We start from the raw sequence: 19,403 nt of genomic DNA, 5'->3' as shown, positions 1-19,403 counted from the left end.
AAACCAGCCGGTTTTCGTACACAGCAATACGAGGTAATGTCATCGACATTGTCCGATAAATCGTATCTTGGGTAACCGATTCACCATCAACGTGCTGCCGGATGAAACGCCTGCTAATCGTGCTGTGCCTGCTTGTTTCCGGCTTCAGCAGTCCGGGACAGGATCGGCATACCGTCAGCGGGACGGTTTTTGAAGAAAGCCGGGGAAATCCGCTGGCTGGTGTCAACGTTTATACGTCCGACAAAACCGCCGGTACAACAACCGATCCAAACGGTTTTTTCACCCTGACCCTTCCGGGTAATGACAGTCTGACGCTGGTTTTTTCTTTCGTAGGCTATCAAACCGTAACAAAAACCGTCTCTTCCCGAAGTCCGCAGCCGCTCGTGGTCTTTCTACCGGTTGGGCAAACGCTCCGCGAATTGACGGTGCTTTCATCAGCGAGTCAGCCCCTCATCAGCCGCATTCCGCAAATGAGCCAGCTCAGCATTTCGGGTCGTCAAATTGAAAAAATACCGGCTTTGCTGGGTGAGAAAGACGTTTTGCGGGTTTTACAGCTCCTGCCGGGTGTTCAGAAAGGCTCCGAAGGCACTACCGGAATTTATGTGCGCGGGGGTGGCCCCGACCAGAATCTGATTCTCCTCGACGATGCGGTAATCTACAATTCCGGCCATTTGCTGGGCTTTTTTTCGGCGTTCAACGGCAGCGTGGTCCGGAACGTCGAACTGACCAAAGGCGGTTTTCCGGCGCGGTATGGCGGACGGCTTTCATCGGTGATCGAAGTGACGACGAAAGAGGGCAACAAGGAAAAACTGGCCGGGGAAGCGAGTCTGGGGCTGGTGGCTTCGCGCCTGCTGCTGGAAGGGCCGCTTGGCAAAAAACAGTCGGCGAAGCACCCGGCGACCTTTCTGGTGGCGGGTCGCCGGACCTACATCGATCTCGTCACCCGCCCGTTTACCGCTTCCTCGCCATCGGAATCGCCCCGGAACAGCACCTATTTTTACGATCTGAATGCCCGGTTGAACTACAGACTGAGCCGCAAAGACCAGTTATTTCTGAGCAGTTATTGGGGGCGGGATGCGTTCTCCAACCGCCAGCAGTCTGGCAATAGCCCATTACAGGGAAGCCTCAACTGGCGCAATGCGACGGGAACACTCCGCTGGAATCATGTAGCTTCCGAACGCTGGCTGGCCAATCTGTCGCTCATTTACAACCAATACCGCCTGACGGTTGCCAATGAAAGCGGCAGTCGCGATACGTCGGCCCTGCGGTATTCACTGCGCTACCGCTCCGGAATTCGGGATCTGTCGCTGAAATACGGCGTCGAATACTTTCCGGAAAGTCACCAGCTTCGGTTCGGATTTCAAAGCACGCAACACCGGTTTACACCCGGAGCCGTGGTAACAACGGGCGATGTGGACCCGGCCACGCCCCGGCTTTTCATCGACGTGCTGGAATCGGGTCTGTATGCCGAAGATACCTGGAAACCGGCTTCCCGCTGGAACCTCAATGCCGGTTTTCGGCTCAGCCATTTCCTGCTGCTCCAGACGGGTTCGATTGGCGGAAAGTCGGTTGAGCGGCCCGAAATTCCCGGGCAACGCACCGGAGGTCGGCCGGTTCAGTATTTTCGCCCCGAACCCCGGCTGTCGATGGCGTACCAGATCGATAGCACCACCTCGCTGAAAGTATCGTACGCGCTGATGACACAGTATACGCACCTGTTGTCGAACAATGGAGCCGGATTGCCCGCCGACCTCTGGATTCCGACCACCGACCGAATTCGTCCGCAACAGGCTCAACAGCTTGCGGTCGGTTTAGCAAAAGACTTTATTCACCCCGAAAAAACCACCCGAAACCTGACGCTGACGCTCGAAGGCTATTACAAACGCCTGAAAAACAGCATCAGCTACACCGAAGGCGCGAGTTTTCTGACCACCGAACCCGCGCAGACCGCCGAGGCCAAACCCTGGGAAAGCAACATTACGGCCGGCCGGGGCTGGGCCTACGGGAGCGAAATTCTTTTGCAGAAAAAAACCGGGCGGTTTTCCGGCTGGGCGGGCTACACGCTTTCCTGGACGTGGTGGCAGTTTCCGGCCCTGAATGGTGGGCAAAAATTTCATCCTCGCTACGACCGGCGTCACGATGCCTCGATGGTGGGTCTCTACGAACTCAAACCCGGCATTACGATCTCGGGAACCTGGGTCTACGGAACCGGACAGGCGCTGACATTACCCATTTCCCGGTTTTCGGGCTATGAAAACCGCCCAACTTCCGCGGTGAATTCCGGCAATTCGCAACAGCAGTTGTTCGGAACGGCACCCAACGTCAAGGAATATGGCCCGCGAAACGGGTTTCGGGCGGAGGCTTACCACCGGCTGGATGTAGGTTGCCGATTTTATAAACAGCGAAAACACTACGCCCGAACCTGGGAAATCGGCGTCTACAACCTGTACAACCGCCGGAATCCTTTCTACTATTCGCTGGAAGGCAAAGACCAGGGCGCGGGCAAACACTCCAAAAGCGTGCTGTATAAATATTCACTTTTCCCGGCGGTGCCGTCGCTCAGTTATACGGTTTCATTCTAAAGGCATGTGTATGAGAAAGTTTGGATGGCTTATTGGCATTTTGGGATTGGTTTCCTGCCAGAATCTGCGGCAGGAGGTCGAACCCGAGCAACTGGCAGACCAGCCGGTCAAACTACTGGTGGCCTGTTTTATTTCACCCCAGGACACGGTGCTGGCGGCCAAAGTGGCCCGTTCCCGCCCAATTCTGGACGATGAAACGGTGACCAATCTGGAGATTACCAACGCAACCGTAACCCTGCAAACCGGCTCCCGCAGCGTTGTTCTGACCTATCATCCCCGGCTCCGTTATTACCGGGCTTCTCCGAACCAGTTCCCGATTCGGGCCGGAGAGACTTACCAGATAAGCGTACAAACCCCGGATGGGCAATCGGTGGAAGCCCGCACCACCGTACCCGAAGCGGTTTCGTTGCAGCAGGTTCGGCTGGATTCGGAAGTGGTTCTGGAAAACGATCAGGTGCGAAAACGTTTTTTTGCGAAGTATATCTGGTCTGATTTCCCTACCCATACCAATTACTACCAAACGGAAGGAACCTTCACCCATCGCTGTTCCGGCTGTTCGCCCGAAAAGACGATCCACGAACCGGTTCAGTTTCCTGGAAAGCAGGGTTTGTATTCCGATCAGGAAAGTAACGGCGGGCGGATGGTTTCTGACCCCGGCTACCTGGGCGTTTCCATTCCGTCCAACCAGCCTTTTTTTCCGACGCTTTTCAGCAAACCGTTTGTGCTGACGGCCGATTTACTTCATCTGAATGCCGATTATTACCGGTATCACCAGGCTCTGCAACGGCAACAGGAAGTTGAAAGCAATCCGTTTGCCGAACCTGTGCCGATCCCGACCAACATCCGGGGCGGTTTGGGTTGCTTCGGGGCTTACAGCCGTTCGACCCTGACGATTAGACTGGATTAAACGCCAAAATGCCAAAATACCTGTCAGGTTTTGAAAACGTGACAGGTATTTTGGCATTTTGGCGTTTAATATCGCAGCGTTACGCGCTTTGCTCGTTGCTGTTCATCACTTCCGTCTGCTTCCGGATCGACTCCATGTGGATAATCTTGAAGATTTCTTCCACCAGTTCCGGATACAGGCCCATTTTCTGGCCCTGTTTTGCGCGCGTTTCGTGTACTTCCTTCCAACGATCGGGCTGGAAGACGGTTACGTTGTTTTCGCGTTTGTATTCGGCCAGTTTCTCGACGAGGGCCATGCGGGCTGCCAGCATCTCGACCAGTTGCCGATCCACGTTATCGATTTTGTTCCGGATTTGCTCCATTGCCCCCTGGAACTCGATGTTCTGCGAATCCACTTTGCGGATGTGCAGGTGCTCCAGCATTTGGCCGAAAGCCGCCGGCGTCAGTTGTTGAGCCGCGTCGCTCCAGGCATTGTCCGGATCGATGTGCGACTCGACGATCAGACCGTCGTAGTTCAAATCCATCTGCATCTGTGCCAGTTCCTGCAAATACGCGCGCTTACCGGCCATGTGGCTCGGGTCGCCGATAATCGGCAGGTTCGGGAACATCGATTTCAGTTCGATCGCAATTTGCCACAGCGGAATATTGCGGTATTTGGAAGCCTCACCGGTAGAGAAGCCGCGATGGATAGCGCCCAGTTTGGTGATCCCCGCTCCGGCAATCCGTTCGAAGGCCCCAATCCAGAGTGCCAGATCCGGGTTAATTGGATTTTTCACCAAAACCGGTACGTCGACACCCCGCAGGGCGTCCGCAATTTCCTGCACATTAAAAGGGTTTACCGTCGTGCGGGCACCGACCCACAGGATGTCAACACCGTATTTCAACGCCAGTTCGATGTGCTCAGGGGTGGCTACTTCCACCGCAAACGGCAACCCGGTTTCGGCTTTGGCGCGCTGAATCCACGGCAAAGCCGCTTCTCCCATGCCTTCAAAGCTGCCAGGGCGTGTGCGGGGCTTCCATACACCGGCACGAATGACATGAACCGCACCCAATTGAGCCAACTGGCGGGCGGTTTCAACTAATTGCTCTTCGGTTTCGGCGCTGCACGGCCCCGATATAATGAGCGGTTTTCCGTTCGTCTCTATCCAGCTATTCAGCGGCAGGACTTCTAAACTTGGCTTCATACTCGTACTCAATCGTTTAATACTCCTATTACTCTACCGGGAACTTTTTATTAAAAAATTTTACTATATTAGCTGTAGATACAGGCGTTTTCAGTTAACTTTACATCCCTTTTGCGCTGACAACAAAACGATGTTAAAACAAGTTTACAGGTCAGTGTTAGGAATACCGAAAACAAGTTTTAACTTTCGGATCACAAGTTGGTGCATCAGACAGTGATTATGTCAAACCGAAGTTCTTCTTCTATGCCAACGATCGTTCAACGGGCCACAACCACCAAGTCCGTCTCGTTTGAAGACACATCGATTGCCTTCTCTTCCCAGTCTAACGGGAAACTTCGTAAAACGTATTGGTTATTTGCGTTGATGAATCAAGGTTGGCTGGTAAATTTAGGCACTTTTTTTATCAAACTGGCATTCAAACTTCAACTTCCCGTAAAAAAACTCATTAAGAGTACGATTTTCGAGCAGTTCTGTGGGGGCGAAACCATCCGCGATTGTGAAAAAACCATCCAAAAACTGCACAGCGGGCGCGTTGGCACTATTTTGGATTATTCCGTTGAAGGAGAAGACAACGAAGCCTCTTTCGACGAAACGGTTCTGGAAATTCTGCGAACCATCGAGCGCGCCAGTGAATCGAACGACATTCCATTCTGCGTTTTCAAAGTCACCGGAATCGGCTCTACCGACCTGCTGGAAAAAGCCCAGTCCGGAACGGAATTAAGCCACGAAGAACAGGATGCCTACGAACGAATTCGGCAACGGGTCGATGTCCTCTGTAAAAGAGCCAGCGAGCGCAGCGTCCGGATTTTCATCGACGCCGAAGAAAGCTGGATTCAGGATACCATCGACAAGCTGGCCTACGAAATGATGGACCGGTATAACCATCAGCAGTGTATCGTCTACAATACCTACCAGTTGTATCGCTCCGACAGTTTCGATAACCTGAAAAAAAGCACGCAGACGGCCCGTTCCAAAGGCTACTTTCTGGGAGCCAAGCTGGTACGGGGTGCGTATATTGAAAAGGAACGTATTCAGGCCCACGAAGGTGAATACCTCGACCCGATCCACCACACGAAAGCCGAAACCGACCGCGATTTCAACCAGTCCGTCGAGTTTTGCCTCGATAACCGCGATACGGTGTCGATTTGCCTCGGGACTCACAATGAATACAGTTGCCATTACTGCATCAACCGGATGCAGGAACTCCGGATTGCACCCAACGATACGCACATCTGGTTTGCCCAGTTGCTGGGAATGAGCGACAATATTTCGTACAATCTGGCGTATGCCGGCTACAACGTGGCCAAATACGTTCCCTACGGCCCCGTTGAAGCCGTAATGCCCTACTTATTTCGCCGGGCCGCCGAAAACAAGTCGATTGCCGGACAAAGCAGCCGTGAGTACCTCCTCGTGAAGAATGAGTTGAAACGTCGGAAAAGCTGTCAAAAATAAGTAGATAGACCGATTTTAGGAGCTTTACACTCCAAAACCGTCACCCGGCTGGCCGCTGACCAAGTCTGACCAACCGGGTGATTTTTATGTTATAAGTCATGGTAAAGAAAAGTCCGCTTAAGTTTTTTTTATTAAGTCTGTTGTTAATCGCGATCGATCAGTCTTCCAAACTCCTGGTGCATTTCAATATGGAACCGGGGTTTGCGGGGCAAATCCGATTGGTTGGTGACTGGCTTAAACTGCATTATGTACTGAATCCAGGCATGGCCTTTGGTATGCAGTTGGGCCACGAATACGGTAAGTTGCTGCTGAGTCTGTTCCGGTTGGTGGCAATGGCCGGCATTGGCTGGTATCTGGTTCATCTGGCACACCGGGGCGCTCCCAACGGGCTTTTGTGGGCCATGGCAATGATTCTGGCCGGTGCCGTGGGCAACGTCATCGACAGCACATTCTACGGCGTTTTTCTCGACAATGCCCCCTATGGCTCCACCACGCCCTGGTTTCACGGGCAGGTCATCGACATGGTTTTTGTGGATGTCTGGGAGGGTTTTTTGCCCGAATGGATACCGATCTGGGGCGGTCAGTACTATTCGACCCCGATCTTTAACATTGCGGATTCCTGCATCTTCGTCGGCGTCTGTATCATCCTGTTTTTTCAACGCCGGTTTTTCCGGGAGCAGCACGAAGAAGATGGCCTGCTGCCCGACGATCTGTCGCCCGATACGGCGTCGGTACTTCCCGCCAGCGAGTTTGACGAAACCACGCCCACCGATTCCGATGGAACGGAAAAAGATCCCGACCCGGTTTCAACCGACGATCCGCAATCCAGCCCGCAACGTCCCCGGAATTCGCCGGACGAAAGTACTCACGGACTTTAATCCATATGATTTTGGAACAATAAAGATCACACGGACTAAAGACTAACTGATTTAGACAAAATAACCGCCGAAGTAAATGTTTATCAGCCCACTGCTAAACATTTACTTCGGCGGTTATTTTGTAAGTGCGTGAGTACGTTATTGCCGACTGCTGGTTTGTTTCTCTTCCAGCGGTGTAAAGTCCTTGAACATTTGCTTCAGGGCTTTGTCGCTTGCTTCCGACTTGCTTCTCCAGGCGGCATCCAACTCCAGGGCAACCAGCCCAGAAAGGCTCAGTGCAGCGCGAAAATCGTCCAGTTTCCGCACAAAATCCTGGTTTCGACGCGTAGCCTTCAATGCAAACTCCCGCGCAAAGACATCGCCTTTATTCTGTAGCTCACTTTTTTTGCTCATCACGTAATTAAACCGGTCGAGCAGATCTTTCATCGATTTTCCAATTACTTCCGTAGCCTCCAGCGTTCCCATCGTCAAAACTGCCGTTCCGCCCACCGCCGAAACATACCGCAGGTTGGTTTGAACCGTTGTGCTTTTGTTGTTGGCAATAACGGCGGGAGTCACGCCCGTTACGGCACCCAGCGAGGCATTGGCGACCGAACGATTGCGCTTCCCTTTTTTGGCACGCCGGTAGCTTTTTTTCAGTTCTTCTTCCTTCTCGCCCAACTGCTCCAGTAAATTCCAGGCCGTCACCAAAGCCTGACGGTATTGTGCGTAAAAATAGCGGTCTTTTTCATCTTCGTTAACCGCATTGTAGATCGTAAAATTGATTTTACGCTCCGCCCGGTTCTGGCCTTTATCCAGGGCAAAAAACACGATCTGAAACGCCAGGGAATCATATGGATCCTTGACGAAATCATAACCGGGTTTCCAGATGAATTCATAGTTGGTCTCGGTATTTTTCCGCAGCGCGCTTTTTGGTACCTCCTGACTTTCCGACAGAAAATCGAAGGTCGTAATGTCGTCGTCGCCGTTGGGATCGCCCAGGTAAAACTTCAGGTTGACCGTTGCGTTTTCCTTGATCTTTACCCGCGGTTCTTCCGGGATCAGGGTAATTTCCGGCGGCACATCCATCTGGGTCACTTCCACTTTCAAACGTCCTTTCGTGCGGGATTTAGCGGGCTGGTCTTCCACCCAGAACTCAATGTATTGCCCCTTGTTGGCCCTCAAATGGTTGAACTGGTTGAGCGATAACTGCCACGTAAATTCGCCCTGCGCCGTCAGTTTCGAATTTTCCGGCATCTGGTCGGCAATCGGAATAAAAACCACAGGATCATTGTCTTCATCGCGAACAGCAGCCGCATCGATTTTATAAACATTCTGCGTTTTGTTGCGAACATAAAAAGGCCGCAAATCGCCAATTATCGGTGGCCGGTTGACGTGCTGCACCTTGATATCGACCGATTGCGTGGCGGTTTCGCCCTGCTTGTTGCGAATTTCGAAAATCAGCGGAATGCTTTTGGTTGTATTGATCCGGTCGGCAAGGTCGAAACCCGGCGTCCATCGGAAGTGGCCCGTCGAGTCCAGCGTCATTCCTTCCATCTGTCCCTGCTTGATGGCATAGGTCACCGAATCAGCCTTACTGCCCCCGGCTCTGATCAGCACATCGATGGTTTGGCCTTCTGAGACGACATTCCAATTCGCGTTTTGCCGATCCAACTGATGAGGTAGGATTATTTGAAGAGATTTAGCTTCCTGCGCTAAAGCGGTCAGTCTGGTTAAGATTACGAATAAAGTAACTATACTCCCTATTTTTTGAAACATGAGGAATCGTCACCGATGGTTTGTAAGTGTAACGTAAAAATAATAGATAGATTTCATGGAATCCGTAAACACAACGTATAATTGACAAAACGAATCTCAAACAATCAATTATTTTGTATTTATTTAAGAAAAACTTGGCGTACTGTTTTCTGTATGCAAGTTCTGTAGCTGGCTGATAAACAAAAAGCCGCCCATTGCTGGACGGCTTCCGTTCTCTTTACAAAATCTATTAGTTTTTCTTCGGAGCGGGAGTCGTCGGTTTCGCCGTCGTTGGGTTGGCTGCAGGCTGAGCCGCGGCCTGTTTCGACGGAAGCGCAACACCCATCTTTTTAAACACCAGTTCGGTCACATCGTTTTCCTCGGGGGCATAAAGCAGAACCGGAATCGTACCGGAACCCGCATCGAGGTTAAAGATGAACGTAAAACCGCTTTCTTTGGCAACCGCGTCGATGTTCTTCTGGATTTTCTGCATCACCGGGTTGACCAATTGGTTGTATTTCGTTTGCAACTGGGTCGACGAGTTCGCCTGGAACTCCTGAATCCGCTGCTGCAGTCCCTGTAATTCCTTTTCTTTATCTGCTTTGATCAAATCAGACATCTGGGCCTGACCCTTTTCGTAAGCAGCCAGTTTGTCCTGAAATTCTTTGGACATTTCCTGGTAGTTTTTCTCCAACTGCGTACGCTGAATGGTAATCTGGTTCTGAATATCTTTGCTTTCCGGCATATTTTGCAGGATGTATTCCATATTCGTATAACCAATCTTCACAGAAGCCGTCGGGGCCGCTGTCGTGGCCGGTTGTTGCGCCTGTGCCCACACCTGGCTACCTCCTAATAGCAGAGTTACTGCCAGTGCAATGAGTTTGTTTTTCATTTCTACCTCGTTATTTTGGTTGTTTTGTAGGTTTACTGGTATTAGATTTAGAATTGCCCGCCGGGTTTAATTCCTTCTCCGGCGGATTGGTACTCACGGGCTCGGAGGTTGAGGCCGTTTTGGCTTTTTGATCGGCCGTCAACCCCAACTCTTCCATGACGTAGTCGGTGTAATCGTGCTTTGGATTGGTAAAAAGCAGGACAACGCCTTCGCTGGCTTTATCGAGCACCATGTCCAGTCGTTTCTGAGCCGCCACTTTATCGATGGCCCGGATCACGGTTTCGGTCACGGGTTTCATCAAGTCTTTCTTTTTCTCAAACAACAAGCCCTCGTAACCAAACACTTTATTGTTATACTCCCGTGCTTCGCGCTCTTTATCGCTAATGATCCGCAACCGATCCCGCTTCATGTCTTCCGTCAGCAGGATTTCTTCGGCCTGGTAGGTCTTTTGCAATTTGTCGATCTCCGAATATTTATCCTGAATATCCTTCGACCATTTCTCGGCAAATTTGTCGATCTCCGTCAGCGCTTTCTGGTAAGCCGGCATTTTACTCGTAATAAACTCTGAGTCAACATACCCAATTTTTTGCGCCTGTACCGACCCAAAAGCCGAAAAGGAGAGCAAAGTTACAAAAATAAGTCCTTTTTTCATGACATTTTTTGAAACAAAACCAGTGTGCTTCGACATTATTTTATTCTGCATGAACCCATTACGATCAACGAGTCACCTGTTTTGCATCTCCTAATAACGTCTCAAAGCCCGATTTCTTATCTGATCTGCTGCCCGATTGTAAAGTGGAATTGGCCACCCGGTCCGACGCGGGTCGGTGATCCCGGCATCCGGTCGAAACCGTAACCGTAGTCAATTCCGATCAACCCGAAGGCAGGCATGAAGATCCGTGCCCCCGCACCCACCGAGCGTTTCAGGTCAAACGGATTGTAGCTTTTGAAGCTCCCCCAGTTGTTTCCAGCCTCCAGAAAGGTCAGAACGAAAATCGTTGCCGACGGGTTCAGTGAGACCGGATACCGGAGTTCCATCACGTACTTGCTGAAAGCCAAACCGCCCTGCGACCGTTCCAGTGGGGTGGGCGAAACACCGTTCAGGCCGGTATACACATCCCGGTCGTTGTAGCCGCGCAACCCGATGATGTCCTGGGCGAGGGCAAACTGCCCCGTACCGGCCAAACCTGAACCACCCAACACAAACCGCTCAAAAGGACTGAAAACCGTCCGGTTGTTATACCGACCCAGGAAGCCCATGTGCGCGCGGGCATTCAGAACCAGTTTACCGGTTACGGTGGCAAACCAACTGGCATCGAACATCCATTTGTGATATTCAACCCACTTGTACCGATCTTTCACGTCCACATTCGCATTTGTCGTTTTGTTCGAGAACGCCGAGTAAGGCGGGGTGAACGTGGCCAGCAGGGAGATTGATGAACCCGACCGCGGGAACTGCGGATTATCGATGCTGTTCCGGGCCAGAGTGCTGTTGAACGTGATGCTATTGGAAGTTCCGTCGCGCAGACCGATGCCAAAAATATCGTAGTTGTTCAATTCATACCGCTGGTAGGTCAGCGAATTACTCAACTGGAAAAAGTCATCCGGGAAACGCAGCCGTCGGCCCAAACCGAGGGAGATCATCGTGTTTCCGTAGGAGCCCAGGAAGTTTTTACCGTAGGCACTCGGATTGGTATACAACTGATTATAATCCGAAATCCGGTAGACCGTCCGCGACAAACTCACCGAGAACGAGTTAGGCCGTTTTCCACCCAGCCACGGTTCGGTAAACGTCAATGAGTAGGTCTGGAACTGCCGTCCGTTGGCCTGAAAACGCAGGGCTAGTTTCTGCCCGTCACCCGCCGGCAACGGTCGCCAGGCTTTCATGTTGGTGATGTTGCGCGCCGAGAAGTTGTTGAACACCAGACCGAGTGTACCGACAAAACCAACGTAACCACCCCAGCCACCGGATAATTCAATCTGGTCACTCGGTTTTTCTTCTACCGTATATTCGATGTCCACCGTACCGTCGGGCTGCGGAACCGGGTTGATACCGATCTTTTCCGGATCGAAATAACCGAGTGTCGACAATTCGCGCTGCGTCCGGATGATGTCGGTTTTACTGAACTTCTGACCGGGCAGCGTCCGGATTTCCCGCAGCACAACGTGGTCACTGGTTTTGGTGTTTCCGTTCAGGATAATCCGGTTGATGGTGGCCTGTTTGCCTTCGAAAATCCGGAATTCAATGTCGAGCGAATCGCCTTCCACGCTTTTGATCACGTCTTCGGCGTTGAAATACAGGTACCCGCGGTCCATGTAAGCCGAACTCAGGTCACTACCGGGAATCCCGTTTTTCTTTTTCTCGATGTCTTCTTTGCTATACACATCGCCTTTTTTCAGTCCCAGAACCTGTGTCAACTGTTCGTCGGTGTACAGATAATTGCCTTCCCAGCTAATGGTGCGGACGTAGTATTTCTGGCCCTCGTCAATGTTCATGATGATATTGACGGTCCGGTCGTCGTGGGCGTAGACTGAGTCGAAGGTGACGGCGGCATCGCGGTAGCCTTCTTTGTTGTAAAACTCGACAATCTTTTGCTTGTCCTCTTCAAATTTCTTCGGAACAAACTTGGAAGGCGTAAACAGGCGGCCAAACCGCATCTGCTTGGTGCCTTTCATTTTCATTCGGATTTTCGACTCGTCCACCAGTTCCCGGCCGCGAATCTCGATGTTGTTAATCTTGACCTTGCTTCCCTTGTCGATCGATACGCGCATGGTAGCCTGGTTGCGGGTGCTGTCGGTCGGCACCGACAGGATTTTCACTTTCGTGTTCAGGTAGCCTTTCTCAACGAAATACTTCTTGACACTAAGCTGCGTATTTTTAATTAACGTATTGGAAATCAAGCGCCCCAGATTCAATTTTATCTTGTCCTTCAGCGCGTCCTGTTCTGATTTTTTAATCCCGACGAAGGTCACCTTGTACAGACGGGGTTGCTCTTTGATCGATACATTGAGGGTTACCTGCGAACCGTCGACTTTGGTAGCCAGGATCTCGACATCTTCGAGCAGTCCCTGTCCCATCAGGCGTTTGATGGCCCCGTTGATGGCTTCGCCCGGAATCCGGATTTTATCACCGACTTTCAAACCCGTCAGCGAGAGCAGGGAGTTGGGATCGAGGTATTTGTTTCCGGTTACGGTGAGCCCTTCAATTTCATACTCTTTCGGATCGGCGTAGTTCAGATCGATGAGGGAAGGCGTTGAGGAGACCGGCGACTGGCCCGTTGTAATGCGTCCGCCCCCGAATCCCGGCCGAACCTGCGCCTGCGCCGACAGCGCGATGAACAGCGTCAGCGAGACCACTCCCGCCAAAAATCGTTTCCTGCTCAAAAATACCAAAGTGGTAGGAGTTCCTTTCATACGTCACTTTACGAGTTGTTCACTGGTTTTTCCAAAACGCCGTTCACGGTTCTGATAGGTCAGAATCGCTTCCCACAAATGTGGTTTACGGAAATCGGGCCACAACACGTCATTAATAATATAGAGTTCTGCGTAAGCCAATTGCCAGAGCATAAAATTGCTGATGCGGTGATCACCACCCGTCCGGATCATCAGATCGACCTCATCGATGCCTTCGGTTGCCAGCGCACCGGCAAACACGTCTTCATTGATCTGGTCGGGCGTCAGGGTTCCGTCCTGTACCTGTCGGGCCAGCTTTTTGGTGGCCTCCAGAATATCCCATTTTCCGCTGTAACTCAACGCGAGATTCAAATTCAGGCCGTCGTTATTTTCCGTCAACCGCATGGCTTCGGCCAGTTCCGACCGGCAATCCTTGGGCAGCGTACTGATGCTGCCAATGGCCGTTAACCGAACGTTGTTTTCCATCAAGGTAGGAACTTCGCCCCGGATGGTGTGCACCAGCAGGTGCATCAGCGCATCGATTTCCATCTTGGGACGGCTCCAGTTTTCGGTGGAAAAGGTATAGAGTGTCAGGTACTTCACGCCCAATTCTGCACATCCTTCGGTTACTTCCCTGACGGCTTTGATTGCATTCCGATGGCCGAACACCCGTGCAGCTCCCTGCTTTTTGGCCCAGCGTCCATTTCCGTCCATGATAACGGCAATGTGTCGGGGCAGATTGCTCAGGTCAATGAGTTCTTTCATTCAGCCGGATTCGTTTTAACAAACTTTAACATAAAGACGGCCCGACGAGGTGGGCCGATCAAAATCAGGCTGCAAGTTACTAAAAAGCCCACGGTTTTAAAAGGCATGAGGGAGCGAAGGAACGAGGGAGTGATTTATATTTTCACGCCGTCGATCTTTCACTCCCTCATGCCTTTAGGCCTTCCTGCGGATAAAGTCGGACCAGGCAATGCCGCAACGGGGATCAGGCGTCGCTTTTTTTGCCAAGCAACCCCAGAAAACCCTGAAACCGCTCCCGGTAGGCTGCTCCCAGCGGGATTTGCTGGCTTCCAACGGAGATACTTCGGTAGGAATAACTGGTAATTTTAGACAGGTTGACAATATAGGATTTATGGACCCGCAGAAATTGTTGCCGGGGAAGGACGTTTTCCAGGTTGGAAATGGTGTCGTTAACGGCAACGATTTTTTGTTGTCCGGCAATTTTACAATAAATCCCGTAGGCCTGCACATAGTCGATGTCCGCATAATCGAACCGCTGAAAAGTGTGACCAGTTTTCAGGAAGATGAACGGATAACCGGTCTGGCTTCCGGGCGTAAGCCGAACACTCAGCGCCCGGTTGATGGCCCGCGTAAAGCGCAGAAAAGTGAAAGGCTTGAGCACATAATCAACAATTCCCAGATCAAAACTGTCGACCGCATACTCCGCATTGGTCGAGGTCACAATAACTGGAACGTGTTTTGAAAAGGAGCCAATCAAATCGAATCCGTTCAGACCCGGCCGGTGCATGTCCAGACATACCAGGCTGTATGACTTTTGCCGCAGCAATCCCAGCGCTTCAGTTACGGAATGGCACACGTCGGGTGGTAAAAAAAACGGCAGTTGGGTGATGTAGTCTCTCAACTCCGTCCCGGCCTTGGCCGAGTCATCCACAATAAGGCATTTTTGTAAATTCATAATCGTTCGTGGTGGACTGAAATCAGGTTCGAGAACCGTTGTCGATAACCCTGTTTAGTTGTGTTTTAACAAGATGTGCCGTATTTCCTTCACACAAACCTTTGTAGCCCGTTGAAAGCCGACAGCAGGGCGAAAATTTCCAGGGTTCCCCAAAGGGTACCAATTCAACCAATAGTGTGCTAAACTGAATGATTTAGTACACAAACATGAAAAAAAACCACACAAAACCATCACTTCGACTGGCCGAAAGTAATGGCCCGCATTCAAAAAGGGCTATCTTTAAATCCTTCTTACGGCAGGATTGTGGAAAGGATAACCACCACCGAACCGGGTGGCTCTCTCTCGTTGAATGTTGACACAAAGAACGGGCAGAAAAACATGGGAATCCTGCCAAAATACTGGGACAATCCTGCCAAAGAGGCTAAAATAACGTGTTTGGAAAGGTGTTTTTTCGATACAGCAGGATGATGAATACAAAACTGGGGGCAAGCGGTCGAAATTGGACTTTAGTATGTTGGCGTTATCTGCGCATTGGCCTCCTGCTGACGGGCGGGTTTCTTTGGGTAAGCCCCGTGTGTGCGGACACTCCGTTCATCGTCAAAGTGCAACATTACTCAATGGGCGAGGGATTACCCAATCGGGGGGTTTTGACCATCGGGCAGGATCGGCAGGGTTTTATCTGGGTTGGTACGCTGAACAATGCACACCGCTTCGATGGCTTCACATTTAAAACATTACCCCCAGCAAAAACCGCTCAACTAAGCCAATCGACGCCGTTTGTCAAGGCCATTCGAACGGATTTGGATGGCAACCTCTGGTTTTTTAAAGGATGGCCGAATAAGCTTAAGCAAATCGAAATTTTGGTTCCAGGTCAACAAAAACCGGTTTCTTTTGAAAATCTGTTCCACCGAAAACTCCCGTTTGATCTGGCCTATTATGTCACTTCGCTTTATCGACAGGACCCATCCTTTCGGCCAACCGATCCCATACTGATCCCGGCGTCGGACGGATCGATCTGGCGGTATGAGGGCAAAGGGCACTTCAAACGGTTTTATCAGCATCCGGTATCCGTAAAGTTGCAAAATCTGCTTGTCACTCCCACCGGCACGGTTCTCCTCAGTTTCCCGGCAATCACTCCATCAACACGAAAACAGGATGAGAATGACCTGATTGAACTCGCCCCCAACGGAATCGTCATTCGACGGCAACGCACGCCCGCTGACCTCTATCCGGTTTGGGTTGACCCGCAGGGTACTATTTATTTATCGCAGTTCAACATTTCTAATGAGGATTTCGTTGTTCATCCCCCGCACCTAAGCGCCCATCGGCTTGACCATTTTTTATTCCGGCTGACTACTAGTGGTCACCTGAGCAGTGTTCCCATCTTATTTCCAAAAAATCCGTTCCCTGACCCAACGCACTACGCTTTTGTTGAAACCAGAACAGTGTATGATTCCAAACACGGATTGTTCTGGTTTATGGGAAAAAATCTGCTGTTTGCCTGGCATCCCCAACACGGTGTAGTCTTCGATCTGGCAGCGTCAGGCTTCCCCATCGCCCGCTTAACCAATTTTACACGATTATTCGCTGATCGTACGGGAGCTATTTGGGTTATCACTCAAAATGGATTTCTGTTGCTAACCCTGGAAGCAAATCATTTTCAACGATATTTACACACCTCAGATGATGAAACCGTCATTACAAGACTTAGTACCAGGGGTATAGTAAAGGCCGGAGATTGGCTTTGGGTTAACACCACCGGCGTTCACTCCTACGGCAGCACCATGATTAACCTGAAGACCGGTCAAACCCGAAAAGCTCTTCTATCAAACAATGGAGCTGCTATTTCGGGTCATGATAACCAGATCTGGGCCGCATCGTCCGATACACTGTCTCAAATCGATCCGGTAACACTGGCTATTCGACAATTTCCTCTACACAAAGCGCTGGCTGAATGCTGGGCGCTCTGGCAGGATGGCCGGCATAATTTCTGGATGGGCTTCGATGAAGGTCTTTCGTATTTTGACAACCACCGGAAACAAAACCACCCGTTCAGGCAGTATAATCAGTATCGGGAATTGGCGACAAACCGGGTCAATGGTTTCTTCCCGGATTCCTCCACCGGTGGTCTCTGGGTGGCCGCTTCGTCCGGTCTGTATCTGCTCGACACAGTGCGGGGCATTACGGCCCGCTACAGTTCGCAGGACGCTGCTCCCCATCATCTTCCCTTCGACCACCTTACGTTTGTTCATCCCGACCGCACCCAACCCGGTATCTACTGGCTAGCCACACGCGGAGGAGGATTAATCTGGTGGGAACGCCGAACCGGTCGCTGGCAACAATTTACGCGGGAAACCGGGCTTTCCAACAATGAAATCTATTCAATTCACGAAGACCGCCAGGGACGGCTCTGGTTACCCAGCAGCTACGGTTTGATGCGGTTCCAGAAGAAAACCCACCAAACCCAGGTCTTTCTGCCCCAGGATGGCATTGCGCACGAAGAATTTAACCTGACTTCGCATTTCCAGACTTCGGACGGACAACTCTTTCTGGGTGGCTTGAACGGCGTGACGGCTTTTTGGCCCGACCGGCAAATGGCCGACAAACCGGTCGTCGTTCCCCTCATGGTGACGGGTTATGAGCAGCTTAATGCCAGCACCGGCCAGCGCACGGATCATCTGGCCGATTTCAACCAGGACCAACGGATTACCATTCCGACCCAAAACCGGTCATTTTCTCTGACTTTTGCGCTGCTCGATTACCGCTACGGCCGACAATTCCGGCTATCGTACCGCATTATCGGCTGGCAGAACTACTGGACGTCCCAACTCCGGCGGGATGTAGCGATCAATGGGCTGCCCCCCGGCCAATACCAACTCCAGGTGCGGGCGCAAAACCCCAGTGGACAGTGGGTATCCGACACGCTTACGATTCCCATTACGGTTTTGACCCCGTTTTATCAACAAACGTGGTTCGTGATCCTGTGTCTCCTGAGCCTGCTCTGGCTGATCGTTGGTATTTTCCGGTGGCGAAACGAGCGGTTAATCCGGGAAACCAAACGGCTGGAAGCGGAAGTGACCCGCCGAACCGCACAAATTGAAAACGATAAGGCGCTGATTCAGCAACAGGCCACCGATTTACAGGCCAGTGCCACACTGAAAGCCCGGTTTTTCGCCAACATTTCCCACGAATTCCGGACGCCCCTTACCCTGCTCCTGGGGCCGCTGGCGTATTTGTCTAAACGCACTACCGAGCCGGTTACCACCCGGTTGCTGGCCGGCATGGACCGCAATGCCAGGCAGTTGCTGGCTATGATCAACGACTTGCTCGACCTTTCCAAACTGGATGTCAACCCGGTGCAGTTGGCCCAACAGTCCGCCGATCTGGCTGCGCTCATCCACCGCACAGTCGCGTCTTTTGCCCCCCAGGCCGATTATACCGGTATCCAACTAATCATCGAGGGAGCGACGTCTCCCCTTTGGCTGTCCCTGGATGTGGCCAAAATGGAGACCGTTTTGAAAAACCTGCTGGCCAATGCGCTGCGTTTTACTCCCGTCGGCGGATCGGTTACCATTCGGCTCCACAAACCAACGGAATGGATCCGAATGGAGGTGATCGACACCGGCAGCGGTATTCACCCGAACGACCTACCCCATATTTTTGAACGGTATTACCAGTCGCAGCAGCCCAACGCTCCGCTGCGGGGAGGCACCGGAATCGGGCTGGCCTTGTCGATGGAGTATTGTAAACTCTGGGGTGGTGACTTAACGGTCGACAGCACCCTGGGGAAAGGCAGCACGTTTGCCCTTACCTGCCCTTACCAGCCGACGGCTCCTCAGGAAACAATTCCGGTACCGGAATCCAAAAGCCCCGAACCGGTTTTGGCCGAAGCTAAAAACCACAATTTGTCTACCCGAATTTTACTGGTCGAAGACAATCCCGACATGGCGGAATATCTGGAAACGATTCTGAGCCCGTATTACCTCCTCCACGTGACGCGAAACGGACGGGAAGCCTGGCAGTGGCTGAGTGCCCTGCCGGTGGCCGACCAGCCCAACCTGATTGTTACCGATCTGATGATGCCGGATATGGATGGGCTGGCACTGGTCAACCAGATTCGCCAGCAACCGACAGTCCGCGCGATTCCGGTGCTGATGCTGACCGCCCGGACCAGCCAGGACGTCAAGCTTGAGGCCCTCCGCCTGGGCGTTGCCGATTACGTCACCAAACCGTTCGACCAGGACGAGTTGATCACCCGCATCGGCAATCTGCTCGAACGCTCGCACGAAAGAACTGCCTGGCAACAGCAGCTTCCGGCCGAAACCGCCGGCTCGGCGGTTCCGATGGACGATGAATGGCTTCTGGAGATTGAGCAACTGGTTCTGAAAAACCTGACCAACACCCAGTTTCAGGTCCATTCAATTGCCGACGCCGTTCACAGCAGCGAACGACAGTTATACCGGCGGCTGAAGAAACTGACCGGTTTTTCACCCAATCAGTTTATTCAGGAAATCCGGCTTCAAACCGCCCGCGAATGGCTCGAAAACCAGCAATATGGCACGGTTAAGGAAGTGTGCTACGCTGTTGGTTTTCAGGATGTCGTCTATTTTTCGCGGCTGTTTCTGAATCGCTTTGGCCGCTATCCGGCAACCTATTTCCGAACAGCGGAAGTATCGTAGC

13 protein-coding genes are annotated in these 19,403 nt (G+C 51.8%); 6 read left to right on the top strand and 7 right to left on the bottom strand.

All coding sequences use genetic code 11. The annotated features are described in order from the left end of the window. The first annotated feature begins 101 nt into the window (after positions 1-101). Together DUE52_RS14785 and DUE52_RS14780 are read left to right on the top strand one after the other, a co-directional pair. Positions 102-2,582, top strand: a complete 2,481-nt coding sequence (locus DUE52_RS14785; protein ID WP_114406796.1) for a TonB-dependent receptor — start codon at positions 102-104, stop codon at positions 2,580-2,582. Between the two features lie 10 nt (positions 2,583-2,592). Then, the gene (locus DUE52_RS14780; protein ID WP_165840940.1) at positions 2,593-3,489 is read left to right on the top strand and encodes a DUF4249 domain-containing protein; all 897 of its coding nucleotides are present in this window, start codon (positions 2,593-2,595) and stop codon (positions 3,487-3,489) included. 79 nt (positions 3,490-3,568) lie between these two features. On the opposite strand, the gene DUE52_RS14775 is transcribed toward DUE52_RS14780, so the two are convergent. Then, positions 3,569-4,672, bottom strand: a complete 1,104-nt coding sequence (locus tag DUE52_RS14775; RefSeq protein WP_114406794.1) for a chorismate mutase — start codon at positions 4,670-4,672, stop codon at positions 3,569-3,571. Between the two features lie 243 nt (positions 4,673-4,915). Here DUE52_RS14775 and DUE52_RS14770 point away from each other — a divergent pair, with 243 nt between their 5' ends. Next, the gene (locus DUE52_RS14770) at positions 4,916-6,124 is read left to right on the top strand and encodes a proline dehydrogenase family protein (RefSeq protein ID WP_229312173.1); all 1,209 of its coding nucleotides are present in this window, start codon (positions 4,916-4,918) and stop codon (positions 6,122-6,124) included. A gap of 98 nt (positions 6,125-6,222) precedes the next feature. Beyond that, positions 6,223-7,002, top strand: coding sequence for a lipoprotein signal peptidase (locus DUE52_RS14765; protein WP_114406793.1), 780 nt, complete (start codon positions 6,223-6,225; stop codon positions 7,000-7,002). Between the two features lie 138 nt (positions 7,003-7,140). On the opposite strand, the gene DUE52_RS14760 is transcribed toward DUE52_RS14765, so the two are convergent. From DUE52_RS14760 to DUE52_RS14735, 6 genes are all read right to left on the bottom strand, one after another. Continuing rightward, positions 7,141-8,760, bottom strand: a complete 1,620-nt coding sequence (locus DUE52_RS14760) for a hypothetical protein (RefSeq protein WP_114406792.1) — start codon at positions 8,758-8,760, stop codon at positions 7,141-7,143. Between the two features lie 229 nt (positions 8,761-8,989). Next, entirely contained in the window at positions 8,990-9,631 is a 642-nt protein-coding gene (locus DUE52_RS14755) for an OmpH/Skp family outer membrane protein (RefSeq protein ID WP_114406791.1), read from the bottom strand. Between the two features lie 10 nt (positions 9,632-9,641). Further along, entirely contained in the window at positions 9,642-10,283 is a 642-nt protein-coding gene (locus tag DUE52_RS14750) for an OmpH/Skp family outer membrane protein (RefSeq protein ID WP_114406790.1), read from the bottom strand. A gap of 116 nt (positions 10,284-10,399) precedes the next feature. Further along, on the bottom strand, positions 10,400-13,045 hold the full coding sequence (gene bamA, locus DUE52_RS14745; RefSeq protein WP_114406789.1) for an outer membrane protein assembly factor BamA: 2,646 nt from the start codon (positions 13,043-13,045) through the stop codon (positions 10,400-10,402). 3 nt (positions 13,046-13,048) lie between these two features. Next, positions 13,049-13,789, bottom strand: a complete 741-nt coding sequence (uppS, locus tag DUE52_RS14740; protein ID WP_114406788.1) for an undecaprenyl pyrophosphate synthase — start codon at positions 13,787-13,789, stop codon at positions 13,049-13,051. Between the two features lie 223 nt (positions 13,790-14,012). After that, the gene (locus DUE52_RS14735; protein ID WP_114406787.1) at positions 14,013-14,723 is read right to left on the bottom strand and encodes a LytR/AlgR family response regulator transcription factor; all 711 of its coding nucleotides are present in this window, start codon (positions 14,721-14,723) and stop codon (positions 14,013-14,015) included. Between the two features lie 252 nt (positions 14,724-14,975). On the opposite strand from DUE52_RS14735, the gene DUE52_RS14730 reads away from it, so the two are divergent. Both DUE52_RS14730 and DUE52_RS14725 read left to right on the top strand, forming a co-directional pair. Further along, a complete protein-coding gene (locus tag DUE52_RS14730; RefSeq protein WP_114406786.1) occupies positions 14,976-15,191 on the top strand; it encodes a hypothetical protein in 216 nt (71 codons plus the stop codon). Positions 15,192-15,325: 134 nt separating this feature from the next. After that, entirely contained in the window at positions 15,326-19,402 is a 4,077-nt protein-coding gene (locus DUE52_RS14725) for a hybrid sensor histidine kinase/response regulator transcription factor (protein ID WP_165840939.1), read from the top strand. Position 19,403: the final 1 nt, after the last annotated feature.

Source organism: Larkinella punicea (assembly GCF_003334855.1).
GTDB classification, from domain to species: Bacteria; Bacteroidota; Bacteroidia; order Cytophagales; family Spirosomataceae; genus Larkinella; species Larkinella punicea.
This window is presented reverse-complemented; position numbering and strand designations above follow the sequence as displayed.